Genomic DNA, 18479 nt, shown 5'->3' on the forward strand with positions numbered 1-18479 from the left:
ACCTTCTGTCGGAGACCCGTCAAGGTGGCAACCGCACCGGCGGCCACGGGACTTCGCGAGGAGGAACGAGCGATGGCATCGCCCGAGGAACTGCGCCTCATGACGCGGGTGGCGCGCATGTACTACACCGAGGGCGTGCGCCAGCCGCAGATAGCGCGGCGCCTGGGGCTGTCCCAGGCCCGGGTGTCGCGGCTGCTGAGCAAGGCGGAGCAGCACGGGATCGTGCGGATCACGGTGTCCCCGCCGGCCGGCACCCACCCGGAGCTGGAGGGCGCCCTGCAGGAACGTTACGGGCTCCGGCTGGCGCTCGTGGTGGAGGTCGGCGAGGACGAAGAACAGCGCATCCTGCCGGAGCTCGGCGCCGCCGCCGCGTACTACCTGGAAGCCACGCTGCGCTCCGGCGACGTCATCGGTATCTCCTCCTGGAGCGCCTCCCTGCTGGCCCTGGTGGACCACCTCCACCCCGCGCCGGGACTGGCCGGGGTCCGGGTGGTGCAGGTCCTGGGCGGCGTGGGCGATCCGGCCGCCGCCGAGCACGCCACCCGGCTGACCGACCGGATGGCCCGGGTGCTGCACGGTGACGCCGTCCACCTGCCCTCCCCCGGGGTCGCGGGCTCCGCCGCCAGCGCGAAGGCGCTGCGCGAGGACCCCTTCGTCGCCGCCGGTCTCGCCCTGTTCGACGGCATCACGGTGGCGCTGGTCGGCATCGGGTCGCTCGAACCCTCGCGGGTGCTGGCCAGCAGCGGCAACGTCTTCTCCGCGGCCGAGATCGAACAGCTGCGCGCCGCCGGTGCGGTGGGCGACGTGTGCCTCAACTTCTTCGACGCCGCGGGCACGCCGGTGGACGCCGGCACCGCCGAGCGCGTCATCGGCATCACGCCCGACGGGCTGCGCGCGGTGCCCCGGTGCGTCGCCGTGGCCGGCGGGCGGCGCAAGACCGAGGCGGTGCGCGGCGCACTGCGCGGCGGCCTGGTCAACGTCCTGATCACCGACCGGTTCACCGCGGAACGCCTGACCCGGCCCTGAGGAACAGCGCGCCCGACCCGGTATCGCGACGAGCGAGGAGATCCGCCGTGTTGTCCACCTCCCAGCCAGACCCCGCCCACCTCCGCGTCGGCACGCCGGTCGCCGAGCACCACCGCGAGCCCTTCGGTATCGGCGAGCCCAGGCCCCGGCTGTCGTGGACGGTCCACGCCGGGCGGCCCGGCTGGCGGCAGGCGGCCCACGAGATCGAACTGCGCGCCCCCGCCGCCGCCGACGGAACGGCGTGGCGCACCGGCCGACTCCCAGGAGCCGACTCCGTGCTGGTGCCCTGGCCCGCCGGGGCGCCCGCGCTCGCCTCCAGGGAACGGCGCGAGGTGCGGGTCCGGGTGTGGGGCGAGGACGGCGCCGCCTCGGGCTGGAGCCCGGCGCTGACCGTCGAGGCCGGGCTGCTGACCCCGGGGGACGTCACGGCCGCCATGGTCGCCCCCGCCGTTCCCGTTGCCGAGCGGGAGCCGGAACGCCCGGTGCTGCTGCGGGGCGAGTTCGCGCTGCCGGCCGCGCCTTCGCGGGCCCGCCTGTACGCGACCGCGCACGGCGTCCACGAGCTGGAGCTCAACGGCGTCCGGGTCGGCGACCAGGTACTGGCCCCAGGCTGGACCAGCTACCACCACCGGCTGCGCTACGCGACGTACGACGTCACCGGTCTGCTGCGGTCCGGCCCCAACGCGCTCGGCGCCTGGCTCGCCGACGGCTGGTACCGGGGGCGCATCGGGTTCCAGGGCGGCGTGCGCGCCTACTACGGCGACGATCTGGCACTGCTCGCCCAGTTGGAGGTCGTCTGCGCGGACGGCACCGAGGTGCGCTTCTGCACCAGCGAGCGGGACTGGCGCTGCACTTACGGTCCGCTGCTTGCCGCCGGCCTGTACGACGGCGAGTCCTACGACGCCCGGCTGACGCCGTCGGGCTTCTTCTCGCCGGGCTGGTCCCTGCCGGGCTTGGATGACTCCGGCTGGCATCCGGTCCTGGCGGTCGCGCGCGACGCGGCCACGCTCGTCGCCCCCACCGGGCCGCCCGTGCGCCGCACCGAGGAGCGTTCGCCCGCCCGGGTCCTCGCCTCGCCCGCCGGCCGCACGATCCTCGACTTCGGCCAGAACCTCGTCGGCCGGCTGCGCATCAGGCCGGACGGCCCCGCCGGCACCACCGTGACCCTGCGCCACGCCGAGGTCCTCCAGGACGGTGAGCTGTGCACCCGGCCGCTGCGGGACGCCGAGGCCACCGACCGGTACACGCTGCGCGGCGGCGGGGCCGAGGAGTGGGAGCCGCGGTTCACCTTCCACGGGTTCCGCTACGCCGAGGTCACCGGCTGGCCCGGCGAGCTACGGCCCGGCGACGTCACCGCGCAGGTCCTCCACACCGACCTGCGCCGCACCGGCTGGTTCGAGTGCTCGGAGCCGCTGCTCAACCAGCTGCACGAGAACGTCGTGTGGAGCATGCGTGGCAATTTCCTCGACGTGCCGACCGACTGCCCGCAGCGCGACGAGCGGCTGGGCTGGACCGGCGACCTCCAGGTCTTCGCGCCCACGGCCTGCTTCCTCTACGACTGTGCCGGCATGCTGACCTCGTGGCTGGCGGACCTGGCCGCCGAGCAGTACGACGACGGCACCGTGCCGTTCTTCGTGCCCACGCTGGAGGCCGAGGCGTGGCGGCCGGACTGGTCGCCGTCCTGGCCCGCGGCCGTCTGGGGCGATGTGGCCGTGCTGACCCCCTGGACGCTGTACGAACGCTTCGGCGACGCCGGGGTACTGCGCGCGCAGTACCCCAGCGCCCGGGCCTGGGTGGACCTGGTGGCCTCCCGGCTCGACGGGGACGGGCTGTGGCGGCACGACCGGCAGCTCGGCGACTGGCTTGACCCGGCCGCACCACCGGACGACCCGGGCCGCGCCCTGACCGACCCGGACCTGGTGGCCTCCGCGTACGCCGCCGCGTCGGCGGGGCGGCTGGCGGACACCGCCCGGGTCCTGGGCGAGGAACGCGACGTGCGCCGGTACGGGGCGATGGCGGCGGCGCTGCGCGCCGCGTTCACCGCCGCCTACCTGACCCCCGCGGGCCGCCTCACCTCCGATACGCAGACCGCGTACGCGCTGGCGCTCCGCTTCGGCCTGCTGCCTGCGGCCGCGCGGCGGGGGGCGGCGGCGCGGCTGGCTCGGCTCGTCGCCGACGCGGATCACCGCATCGGCACCGGCTTCGCCGGCACGCCCGTGGTGTGCGACGCCCTCGCCGACGGCGGCGAACTGACCACGGCGTACCGGCTGCTGCTCCAGCGCGAATGCCCCTCCTGGCTCTACCCCGTCACCCGGGGCGCGACCACGGTCTGGGAGCGCTGGGACAGCATGCTGCCCGACGGCACGGTCAATCCCGGCGAGATGACGTCGTTCAACCACTACGCGCTCGGCGCGGTCGCCGACTGGCTGCACCGCACCGTCGCCGGGCTCGCCCCCGCCGCGCCCGGCTACCGGCGTCTGCGCGTCGCGCCCCGGCCCGGCGGCGGGCTCACACACGCGCGGGCCCGGCACCTCACCCCGTACGGGCCGGCGGAGGCCGGGTGGCGCATCGAAGCGGGGCGGCTGGAGGTGGAGGCGGTGGTGCCGGCGGGCGCGACGGCGGTGATCGAACTGCCCGGCGCCCCGCCGGTCGAGGTGTCCTCCGGCACCCACCGCGTCACCGGCCCGGCCGGAGAGTATGCCTAGGGCAGGGCGCGGAAGAGGAGGGCGAAGGCGGTCTCCGTGGGTATCAGCCGGTGTTCGGGCAGCGGCCCCGGGCCGCAGGAGGCGCTGCCCAGGCCGTGGTGGGCCAGGTCCAGGTTCACGTACACCCGGTCCCGTTCGACCAGGTCCGTGGGGTGCCGGGCCGCCGCCAGGTCGCCGGTGGTCCAGCGCCGGGCGGTGAGGCCGAAGTGCGGCGCCCCCTCGATCCGCAGCCGGTGGCGCGGGCCGCCCAGCTCCGCCCACCTGACCTCCGCGCGGTGCCCGTTCTCCTGCGGCACGACATAGGGCGTCTGGAGGCCGGCGACCGTGGTGGCGAACAGCCCCACGCGGGCGGCCTCGCGGCTGTCCGGGTACGCCTCCCCCGGTCCCCTGCCGAACCACCGGACGGCGTCGCAGTCCGCCGGCAGCGTCAGCCGTACGCCCAGGCGCGGAAGGGGCAGGTCGTCCCAGGGGCCCTCCGGGACGACGTGTACCTCCAGCCGCAGGTCCGGCCCGGCCGCGGTCCAGGTGTAACGGACGCGCAGGGCCCGCTCGGTGCCGGCGGCGGCGACCCGGGCCTCCACCACCAGCCGGTCCTCGCGCGGGGCGACGGAGACGGTGCGGTGCTCCATCCGGTCGAGACCGGCGCGGTGCCACTCCCGCGCGACCGAGTTCGCGCCCATGCCACGGTCGTTGTCGGTCGGCGCGCGCCAGATGTCGAGGCGCGGTCCGTCCAGGGCGAGCGGGCCGAGCCGGCCGAGCACCCCGGTGCGGGCGTCGAACAGCCCCGCGCCCAGGGCGATAACGTCACCCCGGCGCCGGGCGGCCCGGCCGGGGCCGACCGGTCGCGCGGCCGGGGCGGAAACGGCGAACTGGGCCCAGGCGACCTCGTGCCCGGCCGCGGCCCACGGTTCGTCACCGGCCAGCTCGGCCCGCACCGTGAGCCATCCCTCCCCGGCGGCGGCCGGCAGCCGCGGGACCGGCAGCTCGGCCGCCTGGCCGGCGGGTACGCGCGGGACCGGCAGCTCGCCGGCGGCGACCCGCCGCCCGTCGTCCTCCAGGGTCCAGGTGAACCGCAGGTGCGACAGGTCGCGGAACGCGTGGCGGTTGGCCACGCGCAGTCGCGCACCGGCGAGTTCGACGGTGACCGGCTGGAACACCTTCTTCAGCTCGGCCAGTCCCGGGGACGGGGTGCGGTCGGGGAAGACCAGTCCGTCGATGCAGAAGGTGCCGCCGTGGGGGTGGTCGCCGAAGTCGCCGCCGTAGCCGAAGTACTCCCGGCCGTCGGCGGTGCGGCGGCGGAAGCCGTGGTCGATCCACTCCCAGACGAAGCCGCCCTGGCAGCGCGGGTACCGCTCGAAGACCCGCTGGTACGCGGCCAGCGAGCCGGGGCCGTTCCCCATGGCGTGGGCGTACTCGCACAGCAGGAACGGCAGCGCGCGGCGCCGGGCCTCCAGCTCCGGGTCGTCCGCCGTCTCGGGCGGGACGGCCTCCTCGCGCCGCCCGATGCGCTCGACCTCGTCCACGGGGGTGTACATGAGGCTGTAGAAGTCGGAGTGGCGGTAGCTGCGGTCGCGCTCGTAGTGCAGCGGCCGGCCGGGGTCGCGCGAGCGGGTCCAGTCGGCCAGGACACCGAAATTGCGGCCGTGGTGGCTCTCGTTGCCCAGCGACCAGACGACGACGCTCGGGTGGTTCTTGTCCCGCTCGACCATCCGCCGCATCCGGTCGAGCAGCATCGGCTCCCAGCGGGGGTCGTCGGCGGGGTTGCCGCGCCAGTCCGCGTGGATGAAGCCGTGGGTCTCGATATCGCACTCGTCGACGACCCACATCCCCAGCTCGTCGCAGAGGTCGAGGAAGGCCGGGTGCGGCGGATAGTGGGCGGTGCGGACCGCGTTCACGTTGTGCCGCTTCATCAGCAGCAGGTCCGCGCGCATGGTCGCGACGGACAGTGCCCTGCCGTGGTCGGGGTCGTGCTCGTGCCGGTTGACGCCGCGCAGCAGCAGCGGTGTGCCGTTGACGGTGAGCAGGCCGCCGGTGATCGCGACGGTGCGGAAGCCGAGGCGCAGCGGGACCCGTTCCCCGTGGGTCGTGAGGTGGCCGTCGTACAGCCGCGGTGTCTCCGCCGTCCACGGCTCCACGGCCAGGCCGGTCGCCTCCCGCCCGGCGGGCAGGTCCTCGATGCCCAGTTCGGGCACCGAGATCAGGGCGGGCGCCCCGGTGTCCACGGTGAGCGTGCCCCGGCCGGTCACGTGGTCGTAGCCGGCGTGCACGAAGAAGTCGTCGACGCCGCCCACCGGGCGCTCCAGCAGGGCGACTTCGCGGAAGATGCCCGGCAGCCACCACATGTCCTGGTCCTCCAGGTAGCTGCCGGACGACCAGCGGTGCACGCGCACGGCGAGCACGTTGGGGCCGGGGCGCAACGCCGGTCCCGCGTCGAACTCGGCCGGCAGCCGGCTGCCCTTGGCGGTGCCGAGGCACTGCCCGTTGAGCCAGACGCGGAAGCAGGAGTCGACGCCCTCGAAGCGCAGCACGCTGTCCGCCGTCCGCCAGCCGGCGGGCAGGTCGAACGCGAGCCGGTGGTCGCCGGTGGGGTTGTCGTCCGGCACGTGCGGCGGGTCGATCGGGAAGGGGTAGGCCGTGTTGGTGTACCGCGGGACGCCGTGGCCGTGCAGCACCCAGTGGGAGGGGACCGGCAGTTCGGTGAAGCCGCCGGGCGGCGGCTCGGGCCCGAGGAAGTCCAGCGGCGCGCCCTCCGCGGTCGCGGAGAGCCGGAAGAGCCACGTCCCGGTGAGGCTCAGCCGCCCGGCGTCGGAGGTGAACGCGGCGCGGGGCCGGCGCAGCCCCGTACCGGGGGTGAGGTCCTCGAAGTACGACGGCATCACAACTCCCCATGAAATACAGATAACGGCTGAAAACAGCTGAAAAGGTATTGACAGCTGACGGTCGCGGCCGTCTTCCTGATGCGATGCGACCGTTTCCCGCGCTCACGGCGTTTCCCCCCGACCGCGTCCGCCTGCCGGCCAGCCTTGGCCGCATCGACTACACCGAGCTGCCCAACCCGTTCCAGCGCCGTCTCGGCCTGGTACGCACCTACCTGATGAGCCTCGGCGCCGGGCAGCTGCTGCGCGGCTTCGTCCACGAGGCGGGCGTCTTCACGCCCGGCGCCCCGCCCGAGCCAGGGGCCGGGTTCGGCGGCTGGGAGGCGCTGGGCTCGCAGCTGCGGGGCCACTTTCTCGGCCACTGGCTGTCCGCGGCGGCCAGGATCGTGGCCACCACAGGGGACGCGGAGCTGCGGGCGCGGGCCGAGGGGATCGTCGGCCGGCTGGCGGGACTCCAGCGGGAGAACGGCGGCGAATGGGTGTTCTCCATCCCGGAGAAGTACCTGCACCGCATGGCGGCCGGGAAGCCCGTGTGGGCCCCGCACTACACCGTGCACAAGACGCTGATGGGGCTGCTCGACGCGTACCGCCACCTGGGCAGCGACGAGGCGCTGGAGACGGTCGTGGGCGCGGCCCGGTGGTTCCACCGGTGGACGGGCGGGTTCTCCCGGGCCGGGCTCGACGACATCCTCGACTACGAGACCGGCGGCATGCTGGAGGTCTGGGCCGACCTCTACGGCATCACCGGCGACCCCGCCCACCTGGACCTCGTGTACCGCTACGACCGGCCCCGGCTCTTCGACCGGCTGCTCGCCGGCGAGGACCCGCTGACCAACCGGCACGCCAACACCACGATTCCGGAGGCCCTGGGCGCGGCCCGCGCCTACGAGGTCACCGGCGAGGAACGCTGGCGGCGCGTCACCGAGGCGTACTGGCGGTGCGCGGTGACCGACCGGGGGTACTTCGCCACCGGTGGGCAGAGCAGCGAGGAGGTGTGGACACCGCCGCACGCGTTCGCCGCCCGCCTGGGAACGAAGACGCAGGAGCACTGCACGGTGTACAACATGATGCGGCTGGCGGACACCCTGCTGCGCTGGACGGGCGCCCCCGCATACGCGGACTATCTCGAACTCAATCTCTACAACGGCGTCCTGGCGCAGCAGCACCCGCGCACCGGCATGGCCGCCTACTACCTGCCGCTGCGGCCCGGCGCGCGGAAGCGGTGGGGCACCGCGACGGACAGCTTCTGGTGCTGCTACGGCACGATGGTGCAGGCCCACACCCGGCACAACGCCTACGCGTACTACAACCACGACGGCGGCGTGTCCGTCTGCCAGTACATACCTTCCACGGCCCGCTGGGGCGCGGGCACCGGGGAGGTGGAGCTCACGCAGCGGCCCGACCCGGAGGTCGGCACGCACATCGCCGCCACCGACGACCAAGGCGCGCGCGGCCGTCCGGGCCACTGGGCCGTCGAGCTGACCGTGCGGGCCGCGGAGCCCAGCGAGTTCGAGCTCGCGCTGCGGGTGCCGGAGTGGGTGAGCGGCCCGGTGACGCTCACGGTGAACGGCGAGCGGCGGGAGGTGCCGGACGGCGCCCGGCGCGCCACCGTGCGCCGGGTGTGGCACGACGACGTCGTCCGCCTGGAACTGCCGCGCGCGCTGCGGGCGGTGCCCCTGCCCGACCGGCCGGATGCGGTGGCGTTCCGCCACGGGCCCGTGGTCCTGGCCGGGCTGTGCGACGAGGAGCGCCGCCTGGTCGGGGACCCGGACCGTCCGGAGACGCTGCTGGCCCCCGACGAGGAGCGCGATCCGTTCGCCTGGCGGGGCTCCTGGCGCGCCCTGGGCCAGGACCGGGGGCTGCGCTTCGTGCCGCTGCACGAGGTCGAGGAGGAGAGCTACGCGGTCTACTTCCCGGTCACTCCCCGGCGCTGAAGCGCGTGGTGCCAGGACCCGCCTCGTAGACGGCGCGGTCGCCCTCGGCGCCGAGCGCCCGCGCGCCCGGCGGCGCAGGGGCGGGGGCGGCGCCGCCGGGCAGCGGCACCTCGACGCGGGCGGGCGCCCCCGAGGGCACGGTGACGTCGAGGAGGAAGCCGCCGCCGGGCGGGCGCCGCCAGGAGCTGCGGACCCGGCCGCGGGGGGTGTCGTACCAGGCGTCGACATGGGTGAGATCTCCTACCGGGGCGGGCCTGATGACGATGCGGTCGAAGGCGACCGAGTCGTCGGCCTGGCGGATGCCGGCGAGCGAGGCGGTGAGCCACTCCTGGATCGCGCCGAGCATGAAGTGGTTCTGCGACGAGCCGCGGGTGGGCCCGTCCCAGCGTTCGGTGAGTGCGGTCGCGCCGTGCGCGATCTGGTAGCCGTAGCTGGGGCTGTCGGTCCGGGTGACGAGGTCGTGGACGACGTCGTCGCGCCCGTGGGCGGAGAGCACCCGCAGCAGCGAGGGCAGGGCGATCTCGCCGACCGTGACGTGGTCGCCCTCGGCGCGGATGGCGGCGACGAGATGGGCGAGCACGGCGTCGCGCTCGGCCGGCGGCACGACGCCCAGCTCCAGGGCGAGGGCGTCGGCGGCCTGGCTACCGGTGGCGTAGGTGTGCCGCCCGGCGTCGAAGAAGGCAAGGTGGAAGGCGCGGCCGACCCGGTCGGCGAGCGCCGCGTAGTCCCGGGCGTCGCCCTCGCGGCCCAGGACCGCGGCGATCCGGCCCATCGCGGTGGCGAGGCGGTGGTAGGCGTAGGTCGCGGTGACCGCCTTCGGCGTGGAGTTGTCGAAGGACATCCAGTCGCCGAGCCCGTGGGAGAGCAGGTCGCCGTCCGCCCGGGAGGCGAGGTGGTCCAGATAGCGTTCCATGTGCGGGTAGTGGGCGCGCAGCGTGGGGGTGTCGCCGTACCTGCGGTAGAGGAGCCAGGGTGCCAGGACGATCGCGCCGCCCCAGTTCGGGTCGTCGCGGAACTTGTCCGCGAACACGGTGTATTCGGGCGCGATGCCCGGCACGAGCCCGGAGGCGGTCTGCGCGTCCGCCATGTCGCGCACCAGCTTGCGGTAGTACGCGGCGACGTCGTAGTTGTCGGCGACGGCGGGGAAGACGAGGTGGGTCTCCTCCAGCCAGCCGAGCTTCTCCCGGTGCGGGCAGTCGGTGAGGACGCTGTACATGTTGGACTGGACGGCCCGGTCGACGAGCCGGTGGATGCCGGTGATCAACTCGTCGGAGCAGTCGAAGCCCCCCGCGGGCGGGTTGGCGGCGCGCAGCACCTGCGCGCGGACGGTGGCGGTGGTGGCGGGCCCGGGCAGTCCCTCGACCTGAACGTAGCGGAAGCCGTGGTAGACGGTGACCGGATGCCAGACCTCCTCGGCCCCCGCGGCGTCGCCGCGCAGGGTGTAGGCGTCGTAGCAGGGCCGGCCGGTGAAGCGCTGGTTGACGGTGCCGTCGTCGTTCAGCAGCTCGGCGGGGCGCAGCGTCACGGTGGTACCGGCGGGCCCGGCGACACGCAGCTCGGGGCGGCCGGCGATGTTGACACCGAAGTCGACGACGTGGACGCCGGGTTGGGGCTCGTCGACGGAGACGGCGGTCAGCTCCTCCACGACCTCGACCGGCGGGTGGGCGCGGGCGGTGAGTGCGACGTCCGGGGCGGGCACGGCGACCGCCGGACGCCAGCCGGCCCGGGCGGCGGCGCCCGGCGCGTCCCAGCCGGGCCGTTCGCGGCGGGCGTCGTACTCCTCGCCGCCGAACCAGTCGGAGAGGGTGACGGGGCCGGGCGCCGTGCGCCAGCTCTCGTCGGTGACGAGGGTGGTGACGGAGCCGTCTTCCGCCTCCACGCGCAGCACCGCGAGCAGCCTCGGCAGGCCGTAGCTGACGTGCAGCTTCTGGTAGCGGCCCGGCACGTCGGGAACGTGGGCGATACCGCCGGCGAGCCGGAAGCCGACGGTGTTGGCGCCCGCCCGCAGCGCGCCGGTGATGTCGTAGGTGGCGTACAGCAGCCGCTTGTCGTAGGCGGTGTAGCCGGGTTCGAGCTCGGCCGCGGCGATGCGGCGCCCGTTGACGGTGGGGACGTAGACGCCCAGGGCGGTGGCGTACAGGCGGGCCCTGCGGAGGGGCGCGTCCAGGTGGAAGTCCCGGGCCAGCAGCGGCATCGCGCGGTCCGGGTCGTGCTCCTCGGTGGCGGGCGGGGCCCACTCGGGTGCGGTCACCCAGCGCGCGCCGCCCCAGTCGGCCGGCTCCAGCAGCCCCGTCTCCCACCCGGCCGTCCGGCTCCAGGCGGACGCCGTGCCATCCTCGTCCCACACCCGGACGCGCCAGCAGGCCCGCCGGCCGGAGCCGAGCGGGTGACCGGCGTACGGCACCGCGACACCGCGCTCACCGGCCACCCGGCCGCTGTCCCACAGGTCGGGCTCGCCGCCGGTGAGCCGGCCGGGGGTGGACGCCACCTGAATCCGGTAGGCGCGCTGCCGTCCGGCGGCGGGCCGCCAGGAGAGATCCGGCCGCTCGGCGTCGATGCCGAGGGGATCGGTGAGATACCCGGTCCTCAAGTGGGTCGGCGCGGCGGGGGCCTTGGCCATATCAGGTCTCCTGTCTGCCCGTTGTCAGGCGATCACCAGCTCCACACCGCTGTCGCGGCACAGCCGGGGGTACGGGGGCGGGGGCTCGGCGTCGGTGACGAGCACGTCCACCTGATCGAGGCGGGCGACGGAGATCGTCTCCGTGCGGCCGAACTTGGTGTGGTCCATCACGACGATCACCTTCTCGGCGATCTCCAGCATCGCGCGGCGCACCTCGGCCTCCTCGATGTCGAAGAACGTCAGACCGCGCTCCGCGGTGAGTCCGCCGCAGCCCAGGACGAGCTTGTTCACGTGCAGCTTGCGGATGGTCTCCGTGGCGAGCGCTCCGACCAGGCACAGCTCCGGAGCGATCACCCCGCCGGCCAGCAGCACCTTGGCCGAGGAGTCGGGCACCCCCTGGAACTCGCCCGCCACATGGATGGAGTTGGTGACGACCACCAGGTCCCGCCTGTCGCGCAGCGCGCGTGCGACGCTGTGCGCCGTGGTGCCGGTGTCGATCGCGACGCTGTCGCCGTCGTCGATCAGCCCGGCGGCGCGGGCCGCGATGCGGAGCTTCTCCTCGGCATGGGCGACCCTGCGGGTCTCGAACGGAGAACGCTCCCGGCGCACGGCCCCGCCGTGCACCCGGCGCAGCACGCCGTCCTGCTGCAACTCGTGGAGGTCGCGGCGGACGGTCATCGCGGAGACACCGAGACGCCGGGTCAGCTCGGCGACCTCCAGGCGCTCCCGCTCGTCCAGCATCCGCAGGATGACGTCCCTGCGCGTCCGTCCGCTCTTTCCCATGCCACTCCGCCTCGTCTCGCGCCTGCGTACCGGGGGCCTGGCGGGCCGTCGCCGCCCGTTCCGCCGCCCCCGAGCAGTATCCGCGCACCGTCCGGTGACGCGGACGCACGCCCCGTCGGCGGCGGCCGGCACCGGACCCAGATTGTTCGAGTGAACAGAAACTAGAACCGCACCTTGTCCGCGTCAACAGCGCCGGTGGCGCGGTGGGTGAATATCTATCCAGCTGCCCAGCCTTGTTGACGGCGACGACCGCCACTCCTAGCCTGTCCGGCATTCGTGTTCGTTCGAACATTGAGAACGGTGTGACGGACCCATGCCCAGCATTCCGGCAACGTTGCTGTTGGAGGAGCGCGCCGAGCAGGCGATGAACGCGGTCACCGGACTCGCCGACCCCGACCTCGGCCACATCCCCTTCTTCAGCGCCAACCTCCTCGCCGAACCGGCCTCGCTGGTGCACGGCGACTACGACTACGGCTCCAGCCACGGCCGCCTCACCGACGCCTGCGTCCTCGCCCGGCAGATGACCGGCGAATCCTGGTGGCAGGAAACCGAGGAGCGCTACAAGGCCACGCTGCTCGACCTGCTGGCCGACGACGGGCTGAGCTACCGGCGCACGCACCCCCGCGGCCACTGGGCAGCGCACGCCAACCTCATCGATCAGCGCGCCACCCTCCTCGCGCTCACCACCTGGTACGTGGACAGCGGCGACGAACGGGCGCGGCGGGCCGCCGACCGGCTCGTCGCCGCCCTGCGGCGGATCGCCGTCAAGGAGCGCGACGTCTGGTACTACCCCGCGTCGGAATACACGCCGCGCGGCTGGCCCTCGGACAACGCGGTCCACCTCCGACTGGCGCCCGACCCCGCCTCGTTCTGCGGCCGGCTCATCATGCCGCTGCTCCGCCACCACCAGGCGACGGGCAGCGCCGACGCCCTCGAACTGTGCGGCTGGTTCACCCGGCTCATCACCGAGAAGAGCGGCGTGTTCCTGCCCGACGGCAGCTTCAACCCGGCGCTCGCCTACCGCAGCGGCCACTTCCACACCCGGCTCGGCACGCTGGACGGCATCGCACGGTACGCCGTCCTCATCGGCGACCACTCCCTGACCCAGTTCGTGAAGAACGCCTTCGACTGGGCGCTGACGCAGGCCACCGCCTTCGGCTGGACTCCGGGCGACCTGGCCGACCAGCGCTACGAGCACGAGACCTGCTCGCTCGTCGACCTGATCGGCATCGGCACCACCCTGGCCCGCGCCGGGCACACCGCGTACTGGACCGTGGTCGAACGCTTCCTCCGCAACCACCTCGCCGCCTCCCAGCTCACCGACACCGACTGGGTCCGCTCGGCGCCCGACCGCTCGCTCGACACGCCGGGCTGGGAGACGCACCACCGCGTCGGGGAGCGGGTACGGGGCGCCTTCGCCGGCTACGGCGCGCCCAACGACTACGTCTCCGACGTGGTGCTCGGCCGCGGTCACACCAGCGACGTCCAGGCGTGCTGTGTCGGTTCCGGGGTGCGCGGCCTGTTCACGGGCTGGAACGCGGTGGTCACCGGCGACGAACGGCTCCTCCGCGTCAACCTGCTGCTCAACCGCGGCAGCGCGCTCGTCGACGTGCTCAGTCATCTGCCCCACGAGGGGCGGGTGGACCTCGACGTGCGCGCCGACTGCCGTGAGCTGCGGCTGCGCGTGCCGCCCTGGGCCGGTTACGCCCACCTCGCCGTCGCCCGGCACCCGGCCTCAGGACCGGCCGTCACCGCCTCGGGGCGGGAGGCCGGACTCTGGGCACCGGACGGCTATCTCCGCCTCGAACGCCCCCGGGCGGGCGAGCGGATCACCGTCACGTTCCCCCTCGCGGAATCCACCACCGACGAGGCCGCGGCCGGGCGCGTCTTCCGCGCCCGGTGGCGCGGCGACGACCTCGTAGGCATAGAACCGGAAGGCAGATCGCGACCGATGTACAGTCCCCGCACCCTGGAACCGAAAGCCCCGCGGCGCCCCCGCGCCCTCCACGTCCCGGACCGGGAGTGGTCGTGGTGAGCCGCAACGAAGGACCGGAGCGCCCCGATGCCGCGACCGGCCCCGCCCGCAGGATGTTCATACTCGGCGCGGGCTCGACCGCGGCGCTCGCCCTCGGCGCCGGGACCGGGGCCGCCGCCGGCGCGCCGGCCCGGCGGCCGAGCGACGCGCAGGCGGCGCGGATCATGGCGGGGATACGCCCGCCCCGGTTCCCGCGCCGCACCGTGACCGTCACCGACCACGGCGCCGTGGGCGACGGGACGACCGACTGCACCGCGGCCATCGCCGACGCCATCGCCGCCTGCCACGCCGCGGGCGGCGGACACGTCATCGTCCCCGAGGGCACCTACCTCACCGGCGCCGTGCACCTGCGCGACAACATCGACCTGCACCTCGCCGCCGGCGCCACGCTCCGCTTCAGCCGGGACCCCGCCGCGTACCTGCCTGCTGTCCATACCCGCTACGAGGGCATCGAGTGTCTCAACTACTCCCCCCTCGTCTACGCCCGCGGCTGCCACAACATCGCGCTCACCGGCAGCGGGGTGATCGACGGACGGGCGGACGACACCCACTGGTGGGACTGGACCAGGGGCGAGGACGGCGGCGACTCCCCGGAGAGCATCGACAAGCGCACCCTGCGCGCCTGGGCCGAGGAGGGCGTGCCCGTCGAGCAGCGGGTCTTCGGCGGCGGCCACCACCTGCGGCCCAACATGATCCAGTTCTACGACTGCCGGAACGTCCTCATCGAGGGGGTGACGGTCAAGGACTCGCCGATGTGGAACATCCACCCCGTGCTCTGCCGCAACGTCACCGTCCGCGACGTCACGGTGGAGAGCCCGAACGGCCCCAACAACGACGGCTGCAACCCCGAGTCCTGCGCCTACGTCCTGATCAAGGACTGTGTCTTCAACACCGGCGACGACTGCATCGCCTTCAAGGCCGGGCGTGACGCCGACGGCCGCCGGGTGAACGTGCCCTGCCACAGCGCGCTCGTCGAGGGCTGCGAGATGCGCGACGGCCACGGCGGCGTCACCATCGGCAGCGAGATGACCGGCGGCGTGCACAACATCCTCGCCCGCGACTGCCGGATGGACAGCCCGCAGCTCGACCGGGCACTGCGTCTGAAGTCCAACCCGAACCGCGGCGGTCACATCACCGACATCGTCTTCACCGACATCACCGTCGGCACGGTCGGCGACGCCGTGATCGAGATAGCGCTGGACTACGAGAACATCGACACCGGCGACCACTACCCGGACGTCCACGGCATCTCCGTGCACCACCTCACCGCCGAATCCGGCTCGCTCGCGTGGAACCTGCTGGGCAACGACGCCAACCCCATCCGCGACGTGCTGCTGCACGACTGCGCCTTCGCCGGCATCGAGGAGGGGTACGTCACCGAGAACGTGACGGGCCTGGTGCTGCGCGAGGTCACGATCAACGGCGCGGACGCCGGCGACGGAGGAGGCGCGTGACGGCCTCGCCGGCGGACCTCGCCCGGCGGCAGGCCGACGCCATCGCCGCGCGCGTGCGACCGCCGCGCTTCCCCGACCGCGAGTTCCCCGTCACCGACCACGGCGCCGTGGGCGACGGGATCACCGACTGCACCGCGGCCATCGCCGGCGCCATCGCCGCCTGCCACGCCGCGGGCGGCGGACACGTCATCGTCCCCGAGGGCACCTACACCACCGGGGCGGTACGGCTGCTCTCGGGCGTTGACCTGCATCTGCACGCCGGCGCCACGCTCGCGTTCAGCCGCGATCCGGCCGCGTACCTGCCGCCCGTCCTCACCCGGTTCCAGGGGGTGGAGACGTACGGCTACTCCCCCCTCGTCTACGCGCACGGCCAGCGGAACATCGCGGTCACCGGCGCCGGCGTGCTGGACGGACGGGCGGACCCGGACCACTGGTGGCCCTGGTCGGGGCAGGAGGAGTTCGGCTGGCGGCCCGGCATGCCGCAGCAGGAGGACGACTGGCCGCGGCTGTGGGCGCAGGCCGAACGGGGCGATCCCGTGGCGGAGCGGGTCTACGCCACCGGTCACCACTTCCGCCCCAACTTCCTGGAGACGTACGACTGCGAGAACGTCCTCGTCGAGGGCGTCACGTTCGTCCGCTCCCCGATGTGGGTCATGCACCCGGTGCTGTGCCGCAACGTCCTCGTGCAGAACGTCACCGTCGACAGCATCGGCCCCAACAACGACGGCTGCGACCCGGAGTCCTGCCGGGACGTGGTCATCCGCGGCTGCGTCTTCAACGCGGGCGACGACTGCATCGCCGTCAAGTCGGGCCGGGAGGCCGACGGCCGCCGGGTGAACGTGCCCAGCGAGAACATCCTCATCGAGGACTGCGTCATGCTCCACCGCTACGGCGCCATCACCCTGGGCAGCGACATGACCGGCGGCATCCGCAACGTCTTCGCGCGCCGCTGCCGCATCGGCGGCCCCGGCCTGTACTTCGGCCTCTACATCAAGACCAACTCCGTCCGCGGCGGCTTCGCCGAGAACGTCCAGCTGGACGACCTCTCGGTCACCCACCTCACCAAGGAGTTCCTCACCTGCGACTTCCACCGCGGCGAGGGCGACACCGGGGATCACCCCCCGCATGTCGGGGACATCGGCGTCCGCAACGTCACCGTGGGGCAGGCCCGGCGCGCGCTCCTCGCGCGTGGCTACCCGCACGCTCCCATCCGCGGTCTCCGGCTGGCCGACTGCTCCTTCGCCGCGCTGGACGAGGCCGACCGGCTCGAACACGTCGAGGGGCTCGTCCTGGAGGACGTGTCCCGGCCGGAACCGACCCAGAGGGACGAGCCCCATGACGCCACCTGACCTCCAGGACCCCCACACCGCGCCCGGGCGCCACGACTGGTGCCCCTGGCTGTACTTCGGCTCCGCCACCGACGCGGAGCGCGACGCGCAGCGCGCGTGGCAGCGGCGGCTGACCGAACGGCTGGCCGGCCACGGCGGCGAGACGGAACTCACCGGCGACGTCTACGTGTCGCCGTGGGCCGGGGTCTTCACCGACCGGCTGCGCATGGGGGAACGCTCCTACGTCGCCGCGCACGCGTACGTCACCGACGAGGTGACGATGGGCCAAAACTGCACGGTCAACCCCTACACCGTCGTGCGCGGCAGGGTACGCATGGGCGACGGGGTGCGCGTCGGGGCGCACAGCTCCGTGCTCGGCTTCAACCACTCGATGGCCCCCGACCGGCCCGTGCACAAGCAGCCGCTCGTCTCGAAGGGGATCGAGATCGGCGACGACGTGTGGATCGGCTCGCACGCCGTCGTCCTGGACGGGGTCTCCATCGGCGCGCACTGCGTCGTCGGCGCGGGCGCGGTCGTCACCGGCGACCTGCCGGAGTGGTCGGTCGCCGCCGGCAATCCGGCCCGGGTGCTGCGCGACCGCAGAGACCCCCCGGCGCCGCGCGCCGCCGCCCCCGCGGCGGGGCCGCCAGGGCTGGCGGCGCGGCTGGAGAGATTCGCCGCGCGCGCCCGCGAGCAGGCGCCCGAGGTGCTGGCCCGCTGCCTGGCCGAAGCGCCCGACGGCAGCCCGGCGTTCGTCGACCGGCCGGGCGCGCCCCGCACCGTCCGGGCGGACTGCGACGCCGTCGAGGTCGCGCACCTGCTGCTCGGCGGCCCGCCGCCCGGCATCGACGCCGGCGACCTGGTCGCCCGGCTGCGCGGGGCGCAGGACCGGCGGACCGGACTCGTTCCCGAGCACGGGGGCGGGGCAGCGACGCTGGACGACGACAGCGCGATGTACCACATCCTGTGCGTCGGCTACGCGCTCAAACTGCTCGGCTCCGGTTTCGAGCACCCCGTGCGGGCGGTCCACGAGCTGACCCCGACGGAACTGACGGCCCGGCTGGACGCGTTGCCGTGGGAACGCGCCGCCTGGCGCTCCGGCCACTGGGTGGACGGCGTCGGCACGGCGGTCCTGGTGAACCTGGAGGACTTCGGCCTGCGCGCACCGGCCGCCGACACGCTCTTCGGCTGGCTGCTCACCCACGCCGACCCCTGGCACGGCCTGTGGGGCCGCCCCGGCGCGGCCGACCGCTGGCTCCAGCCGGTCAACGGCCTCTACCGGCTCTCGCGCGGCACCTTCGCCCAGTTCGGGCTGGGGCTGCCGTACCCGGAGCGGGCCGTGGACACCGTCCTCACCCACAGCGCGGATGCCGCGTTCTTCGGAGCGGGCCGCGGCAACGCCTGCAACGTTCTCGACGTCATCCATCCGCTCTGGTCGTGCGCCCGGCAGACCGCGCACCGGCTGGACGAGGGCCGGCGGTGGGCCCGCCGGCAGCTCGACCGCCTGCTCGACGGCTGGCGGGACGGGCAGGGCTTCGCCTTCGCCCTGGTGCCAGGCGCCGGGCCGCGCCACCAACCGGGCCTCCAGGGCACCGAGATGTGGCTGGCGACCGCCTGGCTACTGGCCGACCACCTGGGCGTCGGCGAGGCACTCGGCTACCGCCCCGCGGGCGTCCACCGCCCCGGCCCGGCCCGCCTCGGACTGTAGAACGCCTTCC

Annotated in this window: 10 protein-coding genes; 7 read left to right on the plus strand and 3 right to left on the minus strand. The window is 74.1% G+C overall.

Annotated elements, in window-relative coordinates; genetic code table 11:
• Nucleotides 1–72 precede the first annotated feature (72 nt).
• Nucleotides 73–1026, plus strand: a complete 954-nt coding sequence (locus RM779_RS19245) for a sugar-binding transcriptional regulator (RefSeq protein WP_311618968.1) — start codon at nucleotides 73–75, stop codon at nucleotides 1024–1026.
• 47 nt (nucleotides 1027–1073) lie between these two features.
• Entirely contained in the window at nucleotides 1074–3731 is a 2658-nt protein-coding gene (locus RM779_RS19250; RefSeq protein ID WP_449657301.1) for a family 78 glycoside hydrolase catalytic domain, read from the plus strand.
• Here RM779_RS19250 and RM779_RS19255 read toward each other — a convergent pair.
• Nucleotides 3728–6607 (minus strand): glycoside hydrolase family 2 TIM barrel-domain containing protein, encoded by a 2880-nt coding sequence (locus RM779_RS19255; protein ID WP_311618969.1) that lies wholly within the window; start codon nucleotides 6605–6607, stop codon nucleotides 3728–3730. The two genes, RM779_RS19250 and RM779_RS19255, sit on opposite strands and share 4 nt — an antisense overlap.
• Nucleotides 6608–6693: 86 nt before the next feature.
• On the opposite strand from RM779_RS19255, the gene RM779_RS19260 reads away from it, so the two are divergent.
• Nucleotides 6694–8541 carry a beta-L-arabinofuranosidase domain-containing protein gene (locus RM779_RS19260; RefSeq protein ID WP_311618970.1) on the plus strand — a complete coding sequence of 616 codons (1848 nt, stop codon included), beginning with the start codon at nucleotides 6694–6696 and terminating at the stop codon, nucleotides 8539–8541.
• On the opposite strand, the gene RM779_RS19265 is transcribed toward RM779_RS19260, so the two are convergent.
• Nucleotides 8525–11161 carry a family 78 glycoside hydrolase catalytic domain gene (locus RM779_RS19265; protein ID WP_311618971.1) on the minus strand — a complete coding sequence of 879 codons (2637 nt, stop codon included), beginning with the start codon at nucleotides 11159–11161 and terminating at the stop codon, nucleotides 8525–8527. The two genes, RM779_RS19260 and RM779_RS19265, sit on opposite strands and share 17 nt — an antisense overlap.
• Before the next feature lie 24 nt (nucleotides 11162–11185).
• The gene (locus tag RM779_RS19270; RefSeq protein WP_311618972.1) at nucleotides 11186–11944 is read right to left on the minus strand and encodes a DeoR/GlpR family DNA-binding transcription regulator; all 759 of its coding nucleotides are present in this window, start codon (nucleotides 11942–11944) and stop codon (nucleotides 11186–11188) included.
• Nucleotides 11945–12257: 313 nt separating this feature from the next.
• Here RM779_RS19270 and RM779_RS19275 point away from each other — a divergent pair, with 313 nt between their 5' ends.
• Genes RM779_RS19275 through RM779_RS19290 form a run of 4 tightly spaced genes read left to right on the plus strand, consistent with a single transcriptional unit; the run spans nucleotide 12258 to nucleotide 18469 of the window.
• The gene (locus tag RM779_RS19275) at nucleotides 12258–13979 is read left to right on the plus strand and encodes a glycoside hydrolase family protein (protein ID WP_311618973.1); all 1722 of its coding nucleotides are present in this window, start codon (nucleotides 12258–12260) and stop codon (nucleotides 13977–13979) included.
• Nucleotides 13973–15433 carry a glycoside hydrolase family 28 protein gene (locus tag RM779_RS19280; protein ID WP_311618974.1) on the plus strand — a complete coding sequence of 487 codons (1461 nt, stop codon included), beginning with the start codon at nucleotides 13973–13975 and terminating at the stop codon, nucleotides 15431–15433. Before RM779_RS19275 ends, RM779_RS19280 begins: the two co-directional genes overlap by 7 nt.
• Nucleotides 15430–16782: a glycoside hydrolase family 28 protein gene (locus tag RM779_RS19285; RefSeq protein ID WP_311618975.1), complete on the plus strand. Its 1353-nt coding sequence runs from the start codon at nucleotides 15430–15432 to the stop codon at nucleotides 16780–16782. Before RM779_RS19280 ends, RM779_RS19285 begins: the two co-directional genes overlap by 4 nt.
• Nucleotides 16769–18469 (plus strand): acyltransferase, encoded by a 1701-nt coding sequence (locus tag RM779_RS19290; RefSeq protein ID WP_311618976.1) that lies wholly within the window; start codon nucleotides 16769–16771, stop codon nucleotides 18467–18469. The genes RM779_RS19285 and RM779_RS19290 overlap by 14 nt, the downstream gene beginning before the upstream one ends.
• The last annotated feature ends 10 nt before the right edge of the window (nucleotides 18470–18479 follow it).

The sequence above is a fragment of the Streptomyces johnsoniae genome (genome assembly GCF_031845565.1).
GTDB classification, from domain to species: domain Bacteria; phylum Actinomycetota; class Actinomycetes; order Streptomycetales; family Streptomycetaceae; genus Streptomyces; species Streptomyces johnsoniae.